The sequence below is a fragment of the Embleya scabrispora genome (genome assembly GCF_002024165.1).
GTDB lineage: Bacteria > Actinomycetota > Actinomycetes > Streptomycetales > Streptomycetaceae > Embleya > Embleya scabrispora_A.
Genome location: NZ_MWQN01000004.1, coordinates 369,180 through 389,810, shown reverse-complemented (window position 1 = coordinate 389,810; position 20,631 = coordinate 369,180). Strand labels below are relative to the sequence as shown.

Genomic DNA, 20,631 nt, shown 5'->3' with positions numbered 1-20,631 from the left:
CGGCGTGTCGGCTGTGACCTGGGCGAACGTGGTATTGCCGGGGTGTCGGGCGGGTGGATCGAGGTGGCCGTCGTTCCCTCTCGTGACCTTGTCACCGGTCGGTGACGACGGTGTCGTGGTGCGACGACTCGGGTATCGCCAGAGGCGGCGGACCCGCCATGGTGGTTGGGCAGGCACCGGGGAGCCGAGCGGGTTTCGGCTCCAACCACCAGCTATCAAGGGGTCGTTCATGTTCCGCAACCGTCGCACCGCCCTCCTCGTCTCCGCAGCCGTCCTCGGCGGCGCGATGTCGATGACGGCGTGCCAGGGATCGGACTCGAACTCGAAGTCGGGGGCCGCACAGGGCTCCTCACCCGTCGCGCCGCCGGCCGCACCGCCCGCTGCGGCGGCCCCCGGCGGCAACACAGGCGGCAGCGCGGGAGGTAGCGCGGGAGGCAGCGGGAGCGCCGGCGCGACCGAACCCGCCGGGAAGGTCTCCTCCGGGAAGGACTCCGCCGGGAAGAGCGCCGGCGGGCAGGGCGCGACCACCGGCGGCGGAGGCGGTGGCGCCGGTGGCGACGGCTCGATCGGCAAGTGCCGCACCGACGATCTGCGGGCCACCGCACAGGACGCCACGATCGGCGGCGACGACGCACTCACCGTCGCGGTGACGTTCGAGAACATCGGCCACAACTGCACGATGTCCGGGTTCGCGGGCGTGGACCTCCAGACGGCGAAGGGCCCCCTGTCCGCGAAGCGCGTCGGCGACCCGGCCGCCCCGTTCACCCTGAAGAGCGGCACGTCGGTGTCCTTCGGGGTCACCTACCCCAGCGGCGCCACCGGCCCCTACGGCGTCAAGATCACCGGCCTCGAGGTCACCCCGCCCGGGGAGACCAAGACCATCACGCTGAACTGGCCCGGCACGCCCACCCTGCCGGTCATCGACGGCGCCGGCTCCCCGGTCGACGTCGGCCCCATCGGCAGCGCCGGCCAGGGCGGCTGACCCGCACGACCCGCAGGAACCCGCCGGCCCCCGATTCGGGGGCCGGCGCTCGGCTGTGCGGTGGGCGGTTCCTTCTCATGTCGACGCCTGCGCGGATGTTATGGCCGGCTGGTATGTCTGGGAACCGACGAGCACGCACATACTCCCAACGATGAAACGAGTCGACAGGTCGCCGACATCCGAGGGACCTGTGCTTTCCCCGCCATGCACACGTCGAGGAAGGACGCTCATGCCCCAGCCCAAATGGTTCGCGGCACTCGGGACCGCCGCGGTCGTCACCATGGTCATGGCGCCTGCGGAGCAAGCCGCGGCCGCGCCGTCCAACGCCGCTCCGGACAGCGTTTCGGCGGCGACGACCCTCTACTACGACGACTCCCGAGCCGCCGGCTGGGAGGCGGCCATCACAGCCGGCGTCGCCACCTGGAACGCGAACGTCACCAGCGTGAAGCTGATGAAGGCGCCGCCCGGCACCCGGGCCCAGATTCGGATCACCGCCACCAACGGTTGGCCCCAGGCAAGCCTGGGTCCGGTCCGCCCGGGTGGACAGTCGTGGGTGGAACTCGGCAGCCAGGCGGTCGACCAGGGCTACGACAAGACCCGGATAGCCGCCCATGAGATCGGCCACAACCTGGGCCTGCCCGACAACAAGCCGGGTCCGTGCTCCAAGCTGATGTCGGGCTCCAGCGCGGGAGTCGGCTGTAGGAACCCCGTTCCCGACGCGGCCGAGCGATCGCGGGTCGAGTACAACTACGGCGGCCGTGCCGCCGCGCACATCCCGGCCGACGGCCGGGTGATGGTCGACGTGTCCTGAGATCCGACAACGAACGCATCCGCCGATCGCAACGTCCGACCCGCGCGTCGGTCGCGGGTCGGACGAGCACCACCGTGCGGTACGGGGCGGCCACTTCCCCGTGTCCGGTGTGCCCCCGGTACGCCGCCGCCCCGCCCGGCACGACGCCGCTCCGCCCTCGGCCGGCGATGTTCCTCCGATCTGGCGCGCGACACCCGCCGGAGGACACAATGACCGCCTACCGAGATCCCGGAAGGCTTGGCGTGACATGGAATTCGTGCTCACGACGGACGGCCTGCGCGGCGCCGAGCGCTTCGAATACTGGCGATCGGCCGTCTCCGACACCTTCGTCCCGCTGCGCGCCGAGCCGGCGCGCGGCGCCGGGCGGCCGTTCCGGGGCCGGATGCGGTCCATGGCGCTGGGCGCGCTACAGATCACCGAGGTCTCGGCGGATGCTCACGCCGTATACCGGACCCCTCGCCTGATCACGGCGTCCGGTGGCGAGTACTTCAAGCTGGGCCTCCAGCTCTCCGGGGGATGCGTGCTGAGCCAGGACGGCCGGGAAGTGGCGCTCGCGGCCGGCGACTTCGCGATATACGACACCACCCGCCCGTACCGCCTGTCCTTCGAGGCCGAATACCGTCAACTGGTGGTGATGTTGCCGCGGTCCCTGCTGCGTGTCCCGTTGCGAGAGATGGACCGGGCCACCGCCCGGCGGCTGTCCGGGCAGCGCGGCTTCGGTGCCCTCGCGGTGAGCGTGTTGCGGCAACTCCCGCAGCACCAGGCGGAGTTCCAGGGGGCCGAGCGGCACCGGCTGGCCGACACGGTGAGCGATCTGGTGGCCGGTCTGGTCACGGCCCGGCTCGCCCCGGTCGCGTCCGGCGGCGGGTCGGGCCGAGGGGTGTCGATCACCACGATCAAGGCCTATATCGAGGACCGGCTCGGCGATCCCGGCCTGGGCCCGGAACGAGTGGCCGCCGCGCACTACGTCTCCACCCGCCACCTGCATCGGCTCTTCCAGGAGCAGGGGACGACCGTGTCCGGCTGGATACGGCATCGCCGACTGGAGCGCTGTCGTCGCGAGCTGGGCGATCCCACGCTCCGGGAACGCCCGGTCGGGGCCGTCGCCGCCCGCTGGGGCCTGACGGACGCGGCCCGGTTCAGCCGCACGTTCCGCCACGCGTACGGATGCAGCCCGCGCGAGTATCGCGCGGCGGCACTCGGATGAGGCGTCGCATGGGCGGCCGGAACGGGGATCGGGCCGGCGCCCATGGACAAGTGCCGGGCGCCCAAAGACAAGAAGTCCGGGCCCCCGGAGGGGGATCCTCGCTCCGGGAGGCGCGCGTCGGACGCGCCGTGACACCAGGGCGGCGGCATGCCGAAGGGCCGGCTTCTCATCGGCGGAGCGTGGACGGCGGCGGCGGACGGTGCGGAGTTCCCCGCGCACGACCCGGCGAGCGGTGCGCCGCTCGGCCGGCTCGCCGCGGCCGGTCGGCCGGACGTGGACGCCGCGGTCGATGCGGCGAGGGCCGCCCTCGGCGATCCGGCCTGGACGCGGATCACCGCGGCCGAGCGGGCCCGCCTCCTGTGGCGGATAGCCGACCTGATCGAGCGCGACGCCGCCGAGTTGGCCGAACTGGAGACCCGTGACCAGGGTCAGCCGCTGGGCGTGGCGCGCGCGGTGAGCGTGGCGGGAGCCGCCGAGCACTTCCGCTACTACGCGGGGTGGGTGACCAAGATCGAGGGGTCGGTGGCCCCGGTGTCCTTCCCCGACACCCTGCACTACACCCGGCGCGAACCGGTCGGCGTCTGCGCGCTGATCACCCCGTGGAACTTCCCGCTGATGATCGCGGCCTGGAAGATCGCCCCCGCGCTGGCCTGCGGCAATACGGTGATCCTGAAGCCCGCCGAGCAGACCTCGCTCACCTCGGTGCACCTGATCCGGCTCTGCCAGGAGGCGGGACTGCCCGCCGGGGTGGTCAACCTGCTCACCGGCGGCCCGCGGACCGGACAGGCGCTGGTCGCCCACCGGGGAGTGGACAAGGTCTCGTTCACCGGCTCCACCGAGGTGGGCCGGGAGATAGCCCGGACGAGCGCCGACGACCTGAAGCGGGTCACGCTCGAACTGGGCGGCAAAGCCCCCAGCATCATCGCCCGCGACGCGGACATCGACGCCGCGGTGGCGGGCAACGTCCGGGGCGCGCTGCTGAACAGCGGCCAGGTGTGCGCGGCGTACTCCCGGTTCTACGTGGACCGCGCCCGCGCCGCGGAGTTCACCGAGAAGCTCGCCGCGGCCGTCACCGCGCTCCGGCTGGGTCCGGGGCTGGCCGCCGGAACCGACCTCGGCCCCCTGGTCAGCGAGGAGCACCTGAACCGGGTGGAGTCCATGGTCGCCGCGGGCGTCGCCGAGGGCGCCGAGGTCGTCACCGGTGGCGCTCGGGCGGGCGGCGACCTGGCGCGGGGCAATTTCTACCGGCCCACCGTACTGGCGGGCGTCGGCGACGCCATGTCCATCGCCCGCGACGAGGTGTTCGGCCCGGTGTTGCCGATACTCACGTACGACGACGAGGACGAACTGATCGCCCGCGCCAACGACACCGACTACGGGCTGGCCGCCGCGGTGTGGACCGCGGACCTGCGCACCGCGCACCGGCTGACGGCCGGCATCCGGGCCGGCGCGCTGTTCGTGAACATGCCCCCCGTCCCCGATCCGGCGGCGCCCTGGGGCGGGTTTCGCAGCAGTGGCTGGGGGCGGGAGATGGGCTCGTACGCCCTCGACGCGTTCACCGAAACCAAGGGCGTCTGGGTGCACCACGGCTGAGCATGCCGCTTCGACGACGAAAGCCGGGTACCGACATGACCTCCTCCCACACCCACCCCGATCACGACGGCGTCCACGCCGCCGTCCGCTCCTATGTGCGCGCGGTGACCGCCGGGGACGCCGACGCCGTCCGGGCCGTCTTCCACCCCGACGCCCGCATGTGGGGGTATCTCGGCGAAAGGTTCGTCTCCGCGCCCATCGAGGAGTTCTGCGCGGTGGTGGCCGCCGAGTCCGGCGAGCGGCGATGGTCGGCGCGGTACTCCTGGGAAATCCGCTCCATCGAGGTGAACGGCGAGGTCGCGGTCGCGGTGCTGGAGGAGTACGGCTACCGGGGCGCCGACTTCGTCAACCACTTCTCCCTGGTGCGTACGGACGGGCGGTGGCTGATCGCCGGCAAGACGTTCCACAGCCCGGCCACCTGACGACCCGTCCGTGAACCGCGGGGAGTACGGGCACGCCCCGGGCGCGGACGCCCGGTCGGGGCCGGGGCTTTCGCCCTGGCCCCTACCCGGGATGCCGGAAGCGGGGGAGGAGGGAGCGGGGTCGGGTTCAGCCGGTGGTCGTGCGCCGGCGCCGGTGGAAGACGACGGCTCCGCCCGCGAGGACGAGTGCCGCGCCGGAACCGGCGAGCAGCGGGGTGGACGTCGACGCTTCGTCCGTCGTGTGCCGGGGGCTGTAGCCGCTGGAGTACCCCTTCGTGTCGTACTCCGAGCCGGGCAGTTTGTCGGCGTAACGGGCCTTGACCAGCTTCTGGTAGTCGCCGAGCGACATCGACGCCCGGCCGTCCAGCCCCTGCCGGGCCTGGTCGTTGAGCGGTTCGACGGTGGTGAGCTTGAGTTGGTACCAGGCTCGGAGTTGCGGTTCGGTGAAGACGAGGGTGCCGACGGTTGCCCTGCCGGCGTAGGTGGCGTCGGTGTCACCGTCGCGGATGGCTGCCAGGTGCCAGCCGCCGCCCTGGGTGGGGGTGAGCATGACGGTGGCGGTGCGGCCGTTGACGGTGATGCTCAGCGAGGAGAGCAGGTTTGTCAGCTTGACGGCCTCGGTGGGCAGGGGTGGGGCGGTGCCCGCGACGAACCCGGGGGTGATCTCGTTCAGTGCCACCGGGTCCTTGATCGTGAAGGCCGGGAGGCCCTGGCACGGTTCGGGTGTGTCGGGGATCGTCTGCACCGTCCCGGTGGCGCCGGCGGGGATCGGAGTGCTCAGGAAGCGGCAGACCGAGTCGCGGACGGCGGTGGACTTCACCACGTCGAGGGCGGCCTGGTAGTCGGGGATGTCGGCCGGGAGCGGGTCCTTGGCCGGAGCCGCCCGGGTCGGGCCGGCGACGGACAACAGGACGGACGCGCTCGATGCGAGGACGACGGTCAGGCGGGAGAGGCGAAAGCCGGTCCGCTTGCGGGACGTTGTGGTGCCGCTGGTGTCGCGCATGTCGCCTGCCTTAGCGGGAGATGCCGATGCGGGAGTGCGTCCACTTCGACGAACTGTTGCTGACGTAGTCGGCGTAGTTCCACCACGTGTACGTGGCGGTGTCCGGCCATGGGTCGCCCACGGCGATCGTGTTGCGCGACGTGTCGAAGCCGTAGACCACGTTCATGTGGCCGCCACCGGAGGTCCACCCGATACGGGCCGCGACCGGCCGGGCCGCCTTGACCTCGGTGTACACCTGGTTGAACGTGGCGGCGCTGTTCAGGCCCGAGCCGGGGTGACTCATGCCCAGGCTGTTCCAGCCCCTGGCCATGTCGTCGAGCGTGGCGGGCTGGTTGTTGCAACCGTAGTAGGGCTGTGCGCGGTCGCAGAAGTCGGTCTGCGTGGAGCCGAGGCCCTGGAACTTGGCGATGGTCAGGCCGGAGGCGACCCAGCACCACTGGGTTTTCTCCTGTTTGTACATGTTGATATTGTCCTGACCCGCTTCCGCGTGGGCGGTGCCTCCTGCGGTCGCACACAAACCCAAGGCGACCGGCACGATGGCCGATACCGCGATTCCGTACCTGAATCTGCCCATGTTGCTGCCTTCCCGTGACGAGACGAACGGGGGCGATCTGGCATGGATATGACATCGCGTTACGGTGACATCACATAGGGGTATTACAGAAATTTCATTCGAATAGGCTATTTACCCGGTAATCGCATAAAGAGCGAAGCCGAGGCGCGGGCGTGGATGCGACGGTGCCCCCGGGTGGCCTCGTGGAGTCGAGGCCACCCGGGGCGTGTTCGGACCTTGCGTTCGGGGGTCGGTCCGGGGCGGTCGTTTCAGGCGGAGACCCCGGCGGGGGCATCGGCGTGTGAGGGCGCCCATTCCCTGGTGCCTCGGAAGTCGGCCGTGTAGCCGTCGGCCAACCCGCCGATCCACGACTGGGGGTCCCCGGCGAACGCCTTGGATTGCACGACCACATCGCCGTTGGTGTCGGTGATGCCGGAACCGACGTCGGTGCCGGCGACGAAGAAGAAGACCCTTTGACCTCGGATGGGCTCGCCGTACTCGTCCGAGAGGTGGGCACGGGCCTTGCCGGCGATCAGCTGACCGAGCTTGCCCCGCACCTGCGAGAGTTCGAGGTTGGTGGGCTGCGGATGGGCCGCGGGAGCCGTCTGGCCATTCTGGCTGTTCTGGTTCTGCGTGGCCTGCTGCTGCTTCAGCCGGTTGTTCTCGTCCTGAAGTTCCTTGTTCTTCGCCATCAGTGCTTCGATCATCTTCTGGTCGGCGTCCGACATGGCGCACTCTCCTCCTTCGGTGGGCCCCCCGGATCAGTTTGACCGGAGACGCAAACCAACGCACCACTTGGTTGGGCCATTCGAGTTGGGCGACCCGCCGGGGTTCGCATGGCCGCGCGGCGCGCCGATACCCGGCCGGGGTGTGGTGGTCGGAGGAGGACCGGGCGTGGGTTCTCGCCGACGAGTCGACGCGAAGTCGCGGCGCCGGGGGCGCGGTTCAGGTTCGGGGTTCGGGCCTGTCGTCGGCGAGATCCTTTTCCAGCCGTTTCATGACGTCCGCCATGAAGGTGCCGGTGGTGCCGTGACCGCCCAGGTCCGGGGTGGCGGAGTCGGTTCGCGCCGCGGCGGCCAGCGCCCGGCGCAGCGGGGCCGCTGCCCGGGGATGGCCGAGGTGGTCGAGCATGAGGGCGACCGCTGTCGCCGCGGCATACGGATTGGCGATGCCCCGGCCCGCGATGTCGGGCGCGCTTCCGTGTACCGGCTCGAACAGGGCGCAGCCGGTCTCCGGGCACACGCTCGCACTGGCGGCCAGCCCGAGTCCGCCCATCAGGGCCGCGCCGATGTCGCTGACGATGTCGCCGAAGAGATTGGAGGCGACGATGCCCTCGTAGGGCGAGGGGTCGCGCACCAGGTGGTAGCAGAAGGAGTCGACGTACTCCTCACTGCCCACCAGCCCGGGAAAACCGGCGAGTTCGGCACGGAAGACCCCTTGCCAGAGGCGACCCGTGTGGGGGACGGCGTTGCTCTTGTGCACCAGGGTGACCCGTTCGCGACCGCTCTCGCTCAGGGTGCGCAGGCAGTAGCGCAGAAACTTCTCCACGGTCTCCCGGGTGTATACGCATTCGTCGATGGCCACGGCCGGGTGCCTGCCGTGTGAGACGGTGCCGCCGACTCCGGCGTACAGGCCCTGGGTGTTCTCCCGGAACAGGGCGATTGTCCGGTCGCCGCCGCGAGGGGTGAAGGGTCGGTAGTTGACGTACAGGTCGAGGCCTCGACGAAGGCCCAGCAAAATGTCGCGACCATGTGCCATGTCGGGGATCCTGGGGTCGCCCAGGGCTCCGAGGAGAATGGCGGGGTAGTCGGAGGCGAGCAGGTCGAGCGCGTCGGGCGGCAGGCCGACCCGCTCGGCCAGCCATCGCTCGGCGCCCCAGTCGAAGATTCGGTACGAGAGCCCCAACCCGAAGTGGTCGCCGAGGAGTTCGAGCGCGGGCAGGACGGCCGGGACGACTTCGCCGCCGATTCCGTCGCCGGGAATCACGGCGATCCTCATGTCCGCGCTCCGGTGGCGAGCATGTCCTCCACGGAGCTGAGCCGTCCCGCGATGGCGCTCGCCGCGACCACGTACGGGGAGGCCAGATAGACCCGGCCGGGTCCGGACCGGCCGGGGAAGTTGCGGTTCTGAGCGCTGACGGTGACTTCGTCGGGCCGCTCCGAGACACCCGGCCCGGCGTTGATGCAGGCGCCGCACGAGGGCGGCAGGACGGTGACGCCGACCTGCTCGAAGAGGTCCAGATAGCCGCGTTCGGCGGCGTGGTCGAGCACTGCCTCGCTGCCGACCTGGATGTACGCCCGGACCTCGGCGGGGACCGATCGTCCCTGGTCGCGGGCGAGTTCGAAGACTGCGGCGTACATGTCCATGTCCTCGGCCTTGCCGCCGGTGCAGGAACCGCCGTACACCTTGTCGACGCGGACGTCCTCGCGCACCGAGGCGAGCGGGACGGCGTTGCGCGGGTTTCCCGGCAGGGCCACCATGGGTTGGACCGAGCCCAGGTCCACGGTGACGGTGGAGTCGTACCGCGCACCGGGGTCCGAGGTCGGTACGGCGCCGACGGGAGCCGGCGGAGTGCGGCGGGCCAGGTGGGCGTGAGTGACGTCGTCGGCTTCGAACAACGCGGTCATGCCCCCCGCCTCCACCGCCATGTTGCACAGGGTGGCGCGTTCGTCCACGCTGATCGACCCCACGCCGGAGCCGGTGAACAGCAGAACCTTGCCCAGGGTCCGACTCCCCTCGATCCCGGGGTGGACCAGCAGGCCGAGCATGACGTCCTTGGCGCAGACGCCCGGGCGCAGCGCGCCGTCGAGTTCGACGCGGACGACGGCCGGCACCTTCACCAGGGTCTCGCGGTTGTACCAGGCGTTGGCGATGTCGGTGGCGCCGACCCCGAAGGCCAGGGCGCCGACGGCGCCGCCCGTGCAGGTGTGACTGTCGGTACCGATGATCACGTCCCCCGGGCGGGCGACGTGCTCCAGGATGTGGTTGTGACAGATCGCCCGGCTGCCGCCCCCCTCGCGGGGGCCGATGAGGTGTCCACCACCGAGTTCCGCGAACTCCCGTTGCCGGAGCCCGAGATCCTCGACCCGGGCGATGAGCCGGTCACCGTTGTCCCGGCGCTTCAGGACCGGGGCGGCCAGGGAGAGGTGGTCCTGGAAGAAGTAGCAGGTGTCGGGCTGTTCGAGCCGGGCGTGCGGTCCGAACTGTCGCGTGAACATGCCCGCGGCCATGGGGGTGACGTACTCGTGCGAGAACCGGACGTCCGTGGTGACGAAGTACGACTCGCCGACGCGCACCGAGGCGTTCGCGGGGAGCGGGTTGCGCGGTGACAGGGCGCGCTGCAGGATCTTCTCCACGATGTTCAATGGGCGGGCGGGGTCGAAGTCGGAGGTCAGGCCCGAGCCTTGGCGATTGAAGCCGAACAGGCCCCCGAGGTCGACGATGGCGCGCTCGATGCCGTTGGCACGTCGGGTGAACGCCGCGAGCGGCAGTTCCTCGCCGTCGAGGAGCGACTCCAGCAGGTCGAAGTCGGTGCAGGTGACGATGCCGACGTTGCGGCAGTTCTGCTCGTAGATGCGCTCGAAGGACCGGGCGAAGACGACTTCGACGCCGGCGTACTTCTCGGCATAGACGGCGTGTTCCCGGGAGGAGCCGCAGCCCTTCGCCTCGCCGCTGACGATGATCCGGGGCGCGAGGGACTTCAGGGCCCCCTCGGCGACCTTCTCGTCCCGCAGCCCCAGGTAGGCGTAGTCACCGAGCTTCTCGTCGTACCAGTAGCAGCACCAGCCCGGGATGATCTCGTCGGTGGAGATGTTGTCCATGAGCGGCGCGCGCAGAAGTTCGGCGACGCCGGGCGCCGCACCCCCCGACAACTGGGCGGCCACCAGGTCGGTGTCCTCGGTCAGGACGAGGACGTTGCCGCGCAGGCGGATCCGGCGCTCCTTGGACCCGTCGTCTCGGGGCTCACTCCGCTGTCGCAATGATCCGCCCTATCTGTTCGTCGGTGAGGGGACCCGGATGAGCCCTGGAGCCGTCCAGGATCTTCTTGAGCAGGGACGCGTCGGTGCTGTCGTAGCCGTGAACGGTCAACCAGTAGCGAACGTTGTTGGTGCCCGACGCCCGATCGATCAGCACTTCCTGTTCGCGGCCCAGGTAGCCGGCCGGGACGCTGGAGTACACGCTGTCCTTGACGAGCGTGTCGCCCTTGCGGTGCGCCTTGAGGATCGCGGAGGCGTGGACCCCGGCGCTGGTCTTGAAGACGTCCCGGCCCAGCGCGGGGTAGTTCTGCGGGATGTCCACGTGGAGTACGTCCGCCGCGTACTCGCCGTACTGTCGGAGCGCCTTCAGGTCGTATGTTCCGTGTCCGTCGAGATGGCTGTTGACGATGAGCTGGTCCAGGGAGGCGTTCCCGGCGCGCTCCCCGATTCCCAGGATCGTGCCGTGCACCCGGGCGCAGCCCAGGGCCAGCGCCGTCAGGGAGTTGGCCAGGGCGAGCCCCCGGTCGTTGTGACCGTGCCATTCCAGGTCGACGGACTGCCGCCGGTTCCGGAAGTACCGGGAGGTCCAGTGGAGCAGCGCGGCCGTACCCTCCGGGCGGGCCGCTCCGACGGTGTCGCACAGGGTCAGCCGGCTCACTCCGGAATCGATCGCGGCGTCGTAGACCTGTCCGAGGACCTCCGGGGTGCACCGCACCGCGTCCTCCAGGACCAGGACGAAGTCGACCTCGTCGTCGAGGCAGGCCGCGGCCGAATCGACGATGTTGCGCTGGATGCCGGCGATGCTCCAGTCCTCGACGTACTGCCGGATGGGGCTCACGCCGACGAAGACGTAGGCGTCCACCGGGGTCTCGGCCCGCGCCGCGATCTCACGGATCGCGGCGATGTCCGCGGGGTGGGTGCGGCCGGCGTAGCCCGGGACGATCGGGTGTCCGGAAGCGATGATGTGCCGGGCCAGAGCCACGCACTCACGCAGTGCCTCCGGGTCGGCCCCGGGGAAACCCAGGTCGGCGGATCGCACCCCGGCGCGAGCCATGTGGTCGATCAGGGCCCGCTTTTGAGCCGGTGCGGGATTCCTGATGTGGGGTGCCTGGATTCCATCGCGGAGGGTTTCGTCGAAGAACGTTCCGGAGTACGCCGTAGGGTGTGGGGCGGCGTCCACGACCATGGTGTTCCAGTTGAACCAGATGTCAGGGCTCGGAAACACGCTCCGGCCGGTCATGCCGTTCAATTCGACCTCCTTTTCGATGGAATGGGATCTTTGGCGGGACCGGGGTGGACACCAAGGGCGCCGGAGTATGCACCTCGACAGAATCCGGTACTCCCATCCCGGGAATCAATGGTTCGGGACGCACCGGCAATTTCGCCGCGGGACATCATGCGGACGGATCGCATCCGCTTTCCCGGACCGGTCCCGTCGACAGGACAAAAGATTCCACGGTGAAAGCCGTACTTGCGACGCGCGCCGAGTTGCGTCGAATTCGCTTTCTCGCATCATGTTCCCAGGGGCCATCGGCCGGTCGGTGGAGCCGAGTTCCGGAACGGGGGATTCCGAATTCGGGGAATCATCCCGACGCGTCTTTACGAGGGAGCCGAATCCGGTGCGTTCCATTGGCGTTTCACAAGCGCAGGAGAGCCTGTGGCTGGCTCAGAAGATCACGCCGGATGTGCCGAACATCCCCGCGTGCAGATGGATCGTCGCAGGCGATGTCGACCTGGATCTGCTGCGCGCCGCGCTGCGCGTCGTCTTCCACGAGTACAGCGCCGCACGGGTGAACTTCCGCCGGTTCGGAGACGAGCTGCGGCAAGTGCTCCGCGAGGGCGACACGGACACCTGGACGCCCTCCTTCCACGACGCGAGCGCCGCCGCCGACCCCGAATCGGCGGCCCACGCATGGGCCGAGGCCATCGAGCGAGAGCCGTTCGATCTGGAACACGACCTCCTGTTCCGGGCCGGGATCGCCCGCGTGTCGAAGTCGCGCCACCTGGTGTTCCTCGCCGCCCACCACACCGTCGCCGACGGCTACACGCTGACCCGACTCCTGCCGCTCCGCATCGCGGAGTGCTACCGGGCCCTGAAGCACGACACGCCGATACCGGAGCGCTCCCACGGCGGGCCGGAGCTGATCCGCCTGGAAGACCTCCGCTACCGGAACTCTCCGCAGTTCGCCAAGGACGCCGAATTCTGGCGAACGCGTCTGGACGAGGCACCCGAACCGCTACGGCTGCCGGGACAACGCAGCGCCGGCCGCCCCACGGTGCTGCACCACACACTGGCGGTGCCGACCCGGGATACGGACGCGTGGTTCGACGCCGCCGCCTCCATCGGCGCGCGGATGCCCGCCTTCCTGACCGCCGCCGCCGCCGTCTTCTTCCGGCACGTGGGCGGGCGCCAAGACTTCACCTTCTCGATGATGGCCCTCGGCCGCACGAAGGCCGCGAGGGACTTCTACGGCTCGCAGTCGACCACTCTGCCCTTCCGCGTGCACGCCCCGTTGGCCACACGATTCCCGGACTTCGCGCACACGATCTCCGGCGAGCTGTGGCAGATCGGGCGGCACTCCGCTCACCAGGTCTCCGACATCCGTTCCGGAGCCGGGAGAGCCGACGTGGGGTCGGTCGCCAGTCCCTTCGGAGTCACCCTCAGCATCCTGCCCTTCGTCACCCCGGAGGTCGACTACGCCGGTGCGACCGCGTACGGGCAATCCGGTTTCTCCTGGGGCGCCTTCGACGACCTGCACCTCGCCATCTACTACGACGGCCACGCCAGGAGCGGCCTGCACATCCGGGTGGACGCCAACAGCACCTTGTACAGCGCGGACGACGTGCGTCGATTCGCCGACACCCTGGTGGCCTGCATCAGCGGCACGGCACGCAACCCGCACGCCGCGATCGGCTCGTTGGACCTGCTGGGGCCGGGTGCGCGAGAGCAGGTGCCGGGCATCGCCGACGACACGGCGGTCGAGCTGCCCGACGTGACCGTTCCGCGACTGTGGGCCCGGACGGCGGCGGATCCGGACGCGGTCGCGGTGGTCTTCGGGGATCGTCGAGTGACCTACGCCGAGTTGGCGGTGCGGTCACACCGCCTCGCCCGGGAGCTGACCGGCCGGGGCATCGGCCCGGAGACCCTGGTGGGGCTGGCGCTGCCACGCTCGGTCGAACTGGTCGTGGGCATGCTGGCCGTGCTCGAGTCAGGTGCCGCCTATCTGCCGATCGACCCCGGGTACCCCGGCGCGCGCCTGGACCTGATCCTGGCCGACGCGCGGCCCGCGCTCGTGCTCACCGACGCGGACACGGCTCGCGCCCTCCCGAGGACCGGGACCCCGCATCTGCTGTTCGAGGACGTCGACTTCACGAGCGCGGCCCCGGGCCCGGAGCCGGCGCCGGTACGGCCCGCGAACGCCGCGTACGTGATGTACACGTCCGGCTCCACCGGTACGCCCAAGGGTGTGACCCTCACCCACCGCGACATCGTCAACGGCGTGCTGCGCCTGAAGGACGCGATCGGCATCGACGCGGGCACCCGTATGCTCGCGGGAACCTCCATCGGCTTCGACGTCTCCGTATTCGAGGTGATCACCACCCTGGCCGCCGGAGGCACGGTCGAGGTCGTCCCGGACGTGCCGACGATCGCCGAGCGCGGCGGCTGGAAAGGCGGTGTGATCAGCACGGTTCCGTCCGTCATGGCCGCGCTGCTGGACCGGTGCGGCGACGGTCTGCAGGCCGACGCCGTCGTTTTGGCGGGTGAGGCGCTGCCCGCCGCGCTCGTACGGCGCGTACGCGAGGCGATTCCCGGCGTGCGTGTGGTCAACGCGTACGGCCAGACCGAGTCCTTCTACGCCACCACCCACACCGTCGGCGAGGAGCGGCCCGAAGCGGTGACCGTTCCGATCGGTGTGCCGCTGGGCAACATGCGCGCCTATGTGCTCGGCCCCGGACTGGCGCCCGTACCGCCCGGCTTTCCGGGCGAGTTGTACGTGGCGGGCAACGTCGCGCGCGGTTACCGCGACCGTCCCGGATCGACCGCCGAGCGCTTCGTACCCGATCCCTACGGGCCGCCCGGTGGGCGCATGTACCGTACCGGCGACCTTGCCCGCCGGAACGCCGACGGTCGACTGGAGTACCTGGGCCGCACCGACGCCCAGGTCAAGATCCGCGGCATCCGCGTCGAGCCCGGCGAGGTCGAGGCCGCCCTGACCGCACACCCGGGCGTCGCACAGGCCGTGGTCGTCGTCGGCGCCAACCGTAGCGGTGAGCGGCAACTGGTGGGCTACGCGGTGCCCGTCGGCGCCGGTGCCGACGCCGGCTCGTCCGGCCTCGGCGGCGGGGCCGGCCTCGGCGAGCTGGACGTGGACCTGGTGGGGACCGTGTCGCCGCGAGAGCTGCGCCGATTCGTGGCCGCCAGGCTGCCCGAGTTCATGGTGCCGTCGGAGTTCGTGCTGATCGACCGGGTCCCGCTGACCCCGAACGGCAAGCTGGACCACAAGGCCCTGCCCGAGCCCGAGTTCACCGTCGGCGCCTACCGCGCGCCGGGCAATCCCGTCGAGGAGGTGCTCGCCGCGGTGTACGCGGACGTACTCGGGCTGGAACGGGTCGGCGTCGAAGACGACTTCTTCGCCGTCGGCGGCGACAGCATCCGCTCGATCCAGGTCGTCTCGCGAGCCAAGGCGCAGGGCATCGAGATCACCCCCAGGCAGATCTTCGAATGCCGCACCGTGGCCGAACTCGCCGAGGCGGCCGGCGACGTGCGGCACACGCCGGTGCTCGCCGAGTTGACGGGTGGAGGTGTCGGCTTCGCACCGCTGCTCCCGGCGGCCCACCACGTGCTGCAAGCGGGCGGCGGCGACGACCGGTTCGCCATGACGACGACCGTCGATCTGCCCGTCGGCATCGACGAGGCCGGTCTGGTCGCGACGCTGGCCGCGGTCGTCGACCGGCACGACGTCCTGCGCTCGACCCTGGTGAACGGCGAAGAGGCGACGGGGCTCGACATGGCCCCGCCCGGCGCCGTCGATGTGGCGGGGCTCATCCGCCGGGTCCCCGTCGACGGCGCTTGGGGCGAGGGTTGGTTCGACCGGGCGCGCGGGGAACTGGACGACGCTGTCGACGGGTTGGCCCCGGCCGCCGGGGTGATGATCCGGTTCGTGTGGTTCGACGCGGGCCCGACGATCGCCGGCAGGCTGAGCATCGTCCTGCACCACCTCGTCGTCGACGACGTCTCCCGGCGCATCCTGCTCCCGGATCTGGCCGCCGCCTGGCGGCAGGTCCGCGACGGCCGCACTCCGCGCCTCGCCGAGATCGCCACCTCGGTACGTCGGTGGGCGCACGCCCTCGCCGAGGAGGCGACTTCGCCCCGACGCACCGGCGAACTCGCCCTGTGGCGACGCGTGGTCACCGGACCCGACCCCGACCTTGGCCCGCGCCCCTTCGACCCGGCCCTCGACGTGACGTCCACGGTCCGGTACGTACACCTGGACCTGCCCGCACCCCTCACCCGGACGCTGCTCACCACCCTGCCCACCGCGTTCCGCGGCGGTGTCGACGTCGGCCTGCTCACCGCGCTCGCGCTGGCGCTGGCTCGGTGGCGGAAGCGGCGGGGCATCGCCGAGACCTCGCTCCTGGTGCGGGTCGAGGGCCACGGCCGGGAGGAGGCGATCGTGCCGGGCGCCGACCTGTCCCGCACCGTGGGCCGGCTCACCAGCGTGTTCCCCGTCCGCCTCGACGTGGGCGGGGTCGACCTGGACGAAGCGCTCGCCGGCGGGGCGGCCGCCGGAGCCGCCGTCAAGGCCGTCAAGGAACAGCTCGCGGGCATCCCGGACAACGGCATCGGATACGGGCTGCTGCGCCACCTCAACCCCGAGACCGGCGAAGTCCTGCGCCCGCACCCCACCGGGCAGATCGCCTTCACCTACGTGGGCCGGCCCGCCGCGGTCGGGGACACGTCCGACGATCTCGACGGCCTCGGCTTCACACCGAGCGCGGGCACCACGGGCCTCGTCCCCGGGCCCGCGCCGGACCTGCCCGCGCCCGCCTCGTTGCACATCACCGCGTACGTCGACGAATTCCCCGAGGGCCCCCGCCTCGAAGCCAGGATCGGCTACCCCGAGAACCTGCTGTCCCACCGTGACGTACAAAACGTGACGGACCTGTGGCGCACGGCGCTGGAAGCACTCGCCGACCACGGCAGCCGCCCCGACGCGGGCGGGCCGACCCCGTCCGACACCGCTCTCGTGGACATCGACCAGGCCGAACTGGACGGCTGGCAGGCGCGATACGGAGGGCTGCTCGACGTCTGGCCGTTGACCCCGATGCAGTCCGGTCTGCTGTTCCACACCATGCTCACCGGCAGCGCGTCCGTCGACGCATACCACATGCAGCTCATTTTCCACCTGTCCGGCGAGGTGGAGCCGGAGCGCATGCGCGCGGCCGGGCAGGCCCTGCTCGACAGGCATCCCAACCTCGGCGCGGCGTACCCCGCGAACAGGTCGGGGGAGTGGCGCCAAGTAGTGCCGCGAAAGGTGGAACTTCCCTGGTGCCACCTGGACTTGAGCACGCTGGAGGCACCGCACCGGGACGAGGAGCTGAAGCGGTTCCTGGCCGCCGACCACGCCGCGTACTTCGATCCGGCGGTGCCACCACTGCTGCGGCTCTCCCTGGTCAAGGTGGCGGCGGACCGCTGGGAACTGGTCCTGACGGCCCATCACATACTGTTCGACGGCTGGTCCGTGCCACTGCTGATGAAGGAACTGCCGCTTCTGTACGCGGCAGCGGGCGACGGTACGGCGCTGCCCCCGGTGCGCGGCTACCGCGACTTCCTGTCCTGGCTCGCGCGGCGGGATCGGCGCGCGGCGGCCGACGCCTGGGCCGGGGAACTGGCCGGGATCGAAGAGCCGACCCTGCTGGTCCCCGACGCGCCCGCGGACGGGCACAGTGCGGGGATCGGGCTGATCGAGGTGCCCGTGCCGCCGCGGGCGGCACGTGACCTCGCCCGGACCGCGGCCGCACTGGGGGTCACCGCCGGCACACTGCTGCAGGGGTCCTGGGCGGTACTCCTGGCCGGGCTGACCGGCCGCCAGGACGTGGTCTTCGGTAGCACCGTCTCCGGACGCCCGCCCGAACTCCCCGAGATCGACTCGATGGTGGGCCTGTTCATCAACACGCTACCGGTGCGCGTCGACTGCGCCCCCGGCCGTACGCTGCGCGACATCCTGACCGACCTGCACCGCCGACAGGGCTCCCTGCTGGACCACCAGCACCACGGGCTCCTGGACATCCAGCAGGACCTCGGCCTGAGCACCCTGTTCGACACGCTGGTCGTCCTGGAGTCGTTCCCCGTCGACAGCGCGGCCATCAGCGAGGCGACATCGGCCGCCGGGATGCGGATCACCGGCCTGAGCCCGCTCAGCGGTGTCCACTACCCGATGGCGGTCGTCGCCCTCGCCGAACCGCACCTGAAGGTGGCCATCCAGTACCAGAACCACCTCTTCGACCGCGAGCGCGCGGCCGACATCGTCACCGCGTACGCGAGGATCCTGCGCCGTCTCACCGAAGACCTCGACACGCCGGTCGGCGCGATCGACGTCCTCGCCGACGCCGTCCGCGACCGACTCCTGACCGAGTGGAACGACACCGCGACGGCACTGCCGGAGACCACCCTCGACGAACTGTTCGCCGAGCGGGCCGCCGAGACCCCGGACGCGGTCGCCGTCGTCGACGGCGAACGGCAGCTCACCTACGCCGAGTTGGAGACCCGCGCCAACCGGCTCGCCCAAGTCGTCGCCGCACGAGGGGTGGGTCCGGACACGCCGGTCGGGCTGGCGCTGCCGCGTTCGGCCGACCTGATCGTCGCCACACTCGCGATCCTCAAGGCCGGGGGCGCCTATGTGCCCCTCGACCCGGACTACCCGGCCGAACGGCTCACGTTCATGCTGCGCGACGCCGCCCCCGCCCTCGTCCTCACCGACACCCGGATCGCCGCGAAACTCCCGTGCGACAACCGCCCGTTGCTGGTCGTCGACGAGCCGGCCGTCGAGCAGGAGATCGCGCGGTCCACCGATCGTGTCCCGCGGTGGCGGCACCACCCCGACCAACTGGCGTACGTCATGTACACCTCCGGCTCCACCGGCACCCCGAAAGGCGTCGCCGCCACGCACCGCGCCGTGGCGAGCCTCGCCCTGGACCGCCGCTTCGCGAACGGCGCGCACGAGCGGATCCTCATGCACTGCGCGCAGGCCTTCGACGCCTCCACCTACGAGTTGTGGACCCCGCTGCTGCGCGGCGGCACCCTAGTCCTGGCCCCGCCGGGCCCCTGGACACCACCACGCTCGCCGCTCTCGTCGCCGCTCGGGGGGTGACGCTCGCGTGCTTCACGGCGGGGCTGTTCAAGGCGGTGGCCGAGAGCGAGCCGGAGAGCTTCGCGGGCCTGCGCGAGATTCTGGTCGGCGGCGACGTACTGTCCCCGACCGCCGTGGCCCGGGTCCTCGCCGCCTGCCCCGGCATCCGGATCTCCAACGCGTACGGACCCACCGAGACCACCAGCTTCTGCGTCCACCACCCCGTCCCCGCCGTCGCGGGCGTGCCGGACACGCTGCCCATCGGCCGGCCGAGGGGCAACACCCGCGCCTACGTCCTGGACACGGCCCTTCGACCCGTCCCGCACTCGGTCCCCGGCGAGCTGTATCTCGCGGGCGCCGGCCTGGCGCGCGGCTACCTCGGGCGCGCCGCCCGGTCCGCCCGGTCCTTCGTGGCCTGCCCGTTCGGGCCCGCGGGGGAGCGCATGTACCGTACCGGCGACATCGTCGTGCGCACCCCCGACGGGCGGCTGCACTTCCGTGGCCGCGCCGACTCCCAGGTGAAGATCAACGGCTTCCGCGTCGAACCGGGGGAGGTCGAGGCCGCGCTGAGCGCGCACCCCGGCGTCGCGCAGTCCGCCGTGACGATCGTCGCCGACCGGACCGGCGAGCGCCGCCTGGCCGGATACGTGGTGCCCGGCGCCGACCTTCCCCCCGCCGTCGACGAGGTACAGCGCATCGAAGGCTGGGAGCAGATCTACGACCGGATCTACGCCAACGCGCGCGCCCCGTGGGGGCAGGACTTCTCGGGCTGGGACTCCAGCTACACGGGCCGGCCGATCCCGCCGTCCGACATGCGGGAGTGGCGGGCCGCGACGGTGGACCGGATCATCGCGGGTGAGCCGCGCCGGGTGCTCGAACTCGGGGTGGGCTCCGGCCTGTTGATGTCGTCGATCGTCGATCGGGTCGCCGAGTACTGGGGCACCGACCTGTCCGCCGAGGTCATCGCACGACTCACCGGCGAGGTGGAGCAGGCCGGGTACGCCGATCGGTGCACCCTGCGCCGGCAGGCGGCCGACGACGTGACCGGCCTGCCGAACGGCCGCTTCGACGTCGTCGTACTCAACTCCGTCGCACAGTACTTCCCCGACGCCGACTACCTGGACCGGGTGCTCGCCCGGGCCCTGCCGCTGCTCGCACCCGGCGGACGGCTCTTCGTCGGCGACGTGCGCAACGCGGCCACGCTGTGGCTGTTCCGCGCCGGAACGCACCGCGCCCGGCGTCCGGACGACTCCCCGGCGGCGGCCCGCACCGCGGTACGGCGCGCGGTCCTGCTGGAACCGGAACTGGCCCTGGACCCCGAGTGGTTCCTGCGTTGGGCCCGGCGGCACGGCGTCGCGAGCGTGGACGTCGGGCTCAAGGCCGGCCGCGTCCACAACGAACTCACCCGGCACCGCTACGACGTCGTCCTGTGCCCGGATCTCCCCGCGGGCGTCCTCGTCCTCGACGACGCTCCGCGCGTGTCGTGGGGCCCGGAGGCGGTGGGCCCGGACGACCTGGACCGGCTGTGGCACACGCGCGAGGACGAGGGTGCGCTGGTCGTCACGGGCATCCCCAACGCCCGGCTCGCCGGTGAGGCGGCGTTGGCGGCGGAGTTGGGGCTGACCGGTCCCACGGCCGGGAGCGCGACCGACCCCGCTGCCGGGCGCACGGACGCCGTCGGCGCGGCCCTGGACCCGCACGACGTGCTCGCCTGGGCGGCCGAGCGCACCCT

General features: G+C 71.2%; 11 protein-coding genes and 1 pseudogene. 6 read left to right on the top strand and 6 right to left on the bottom strand.

Annotation, left to right across the window (positions count from 1 at the left end; genetic code table 11):
- Window positions 1-229: 229 nt before the first annotated feature.
- The 5 genes from B4N89_RS42210 to B4N89_RS42190 all read left to right on the top strand — a co-directional run bounded on the left by B4N89_RS42210 (window position 230) and on the right by B4N89_RS42190 (window position 5,015).
- Window positions 230-982 carry a DUF4232 domain-containing protein gene (locus tag B4N89_RS42210; RefSeq protein ID WP_078981927.1) on the top strand — a complete coding sequence of 251 codons (753 nt, stop codon included), beginning with the start codon at window positions 230-232 and terminating at the stop codon, window positions 980-982.
- A 229-nt stretch (window positions 983-1,211) separates the two neighbouring features.
- Complete coding sequence (locus tag B4N89_RS42205) at window positions 1,212-1,793, top strand: snapalysin family zinc-dependent metalloprotease (protein ID WP_078981926.1); 582 nt, start codon at window positions 1,212-1,214, stop codon at window positions 1,791-1,793.
- Window positions 1,794-2,040: 247 nt separating this feature from the next.
- Window positions 2,041-3,000, top strand: a complete 960-nt coding sequence (locus B4N89_RS42200) for a helix-turn-helix domain-containing protein (RefSeq protein WP_078981925.1) — start codon at window positions 2,041-2,043, stop codon at window positions 2,998-3,000.
- 147 nt (window positions 3,001-3,147) lie between these two features.
- Entirely contained in the window at window positions 3,148-4,593 is a 1,446-nt protein-coding gene (locus tag B4N89_RS42195; protein ID WP_078981924.1) for an aldehyde dehydrogenase family protein, read from the top strand.
- 35 nt (window positions 4,594-4,628) lie between these two features.
- On the top strand, window positions 4,629-5,015 hold the full coding sequence (locus tag B4N89_RS42190; protein WP_078981923.1) for a nuclear transport factor 2 family protein: 387 nt from the start codon (window positions 4,629-4,631) through the stop codon (window positions 5,013-5,015).
- A gap of 127 nt (window positions 5,016-5,142) precedes the next feature.
- Here B4N89_RS42190 and B4N89_RS42185 read toward each other — a convergent pair whose 3' ends face one another.
- The 6 genes from B4N89_RS42185 to B4N89_RS42160 form a co-directional block, all read right to left on the bottom strand.
- The gene (locus tag B4N89_RS42185; RefSeq protein WP_078981922.1) at window positions 5,143-6,018 is read right to left on the bottom strand and encodes a hypothetical protein; all 876 of its coding nucleotides are present in this window, start codon (window positions 6,016-6,018) and stop codon (window positions 5,143-5,145) included.
- A gap of 10 nt (window positions 6,019-6,028) precedes the next feature.
- Complete coding sequence (locus B4N89_RS42180) at window positions 6,029-6,478, bottom strand: papain-like cysteine protease family protein (RefSeq protein WP_235619302.1); 450 nt, start codon at window positions 6,476-6,478, stop codon at window positions 6,029-6,031.
- A gap of 362 nt (window positions 6,479-6,840) precedes the next feature.
- A complete protein-coding gene (locus tag B4N89_RS42175) occupies window positions 6,841-7,299 on the bottom strand; it encodes a hypothetical protein (RefSeq protein ID WP_078981920.1) in 459 nt (152 codons plus the stop codon).
- Between the two features lie 217 nt (window positions 7,300-7,516).
- A complete protein-coding gene (locus B4N89_RS42170) occupies window positions 7,517-8,569 on the bottom strand; it encodes an isocitrate/isopropylmalate family dehydrogenase (protein WP_078981919.1) in 1,053 nt (350 codons plus the stop codon).
- Complete coding sequence (locus tag B4N89_RS42165; RefSeq protein ID WP_078981918.1) at window positions 8,566-10,551, bottom strand: aconitase family protein; 1,986 nt, start codon at window positions 10,549-10,551, stop codon at window positions 8,566-8,568. Before B4N89_RS42165 ends, B4N89_RS42170 begins: the two co-directional genes overlap by 4 nt.
- Window positions 10,535-11,788, bottom strand: coding sequence for a LeuA family protein (locus tag B4N89_RS42160; protein WP_078982374.1), 1,254 nt, complete (start codon window positions 11,786-11,788; stop codon window positions 10,535-10,537). Before B4N89_RS42160 ends, B4N89_RS42165 begins: the two co-directional genes overlap by 17 nt.
- Between B4N89_RS42160 and B4N89_RS52285 the strand changes: the two are divergent.
- Window positions 11,733-20,519, top strand: a pseudogene (locus tag B4N89_RS52285) (AMP-binding protein); the annotation flags it as partial. The gene B4N89_RS42160 and the pseudogene B4N89_RS52285 overlap by 56 nt on opposite strands.
- Window positions 20,520-20,631 lie beyond the last annotated feature (112 nt).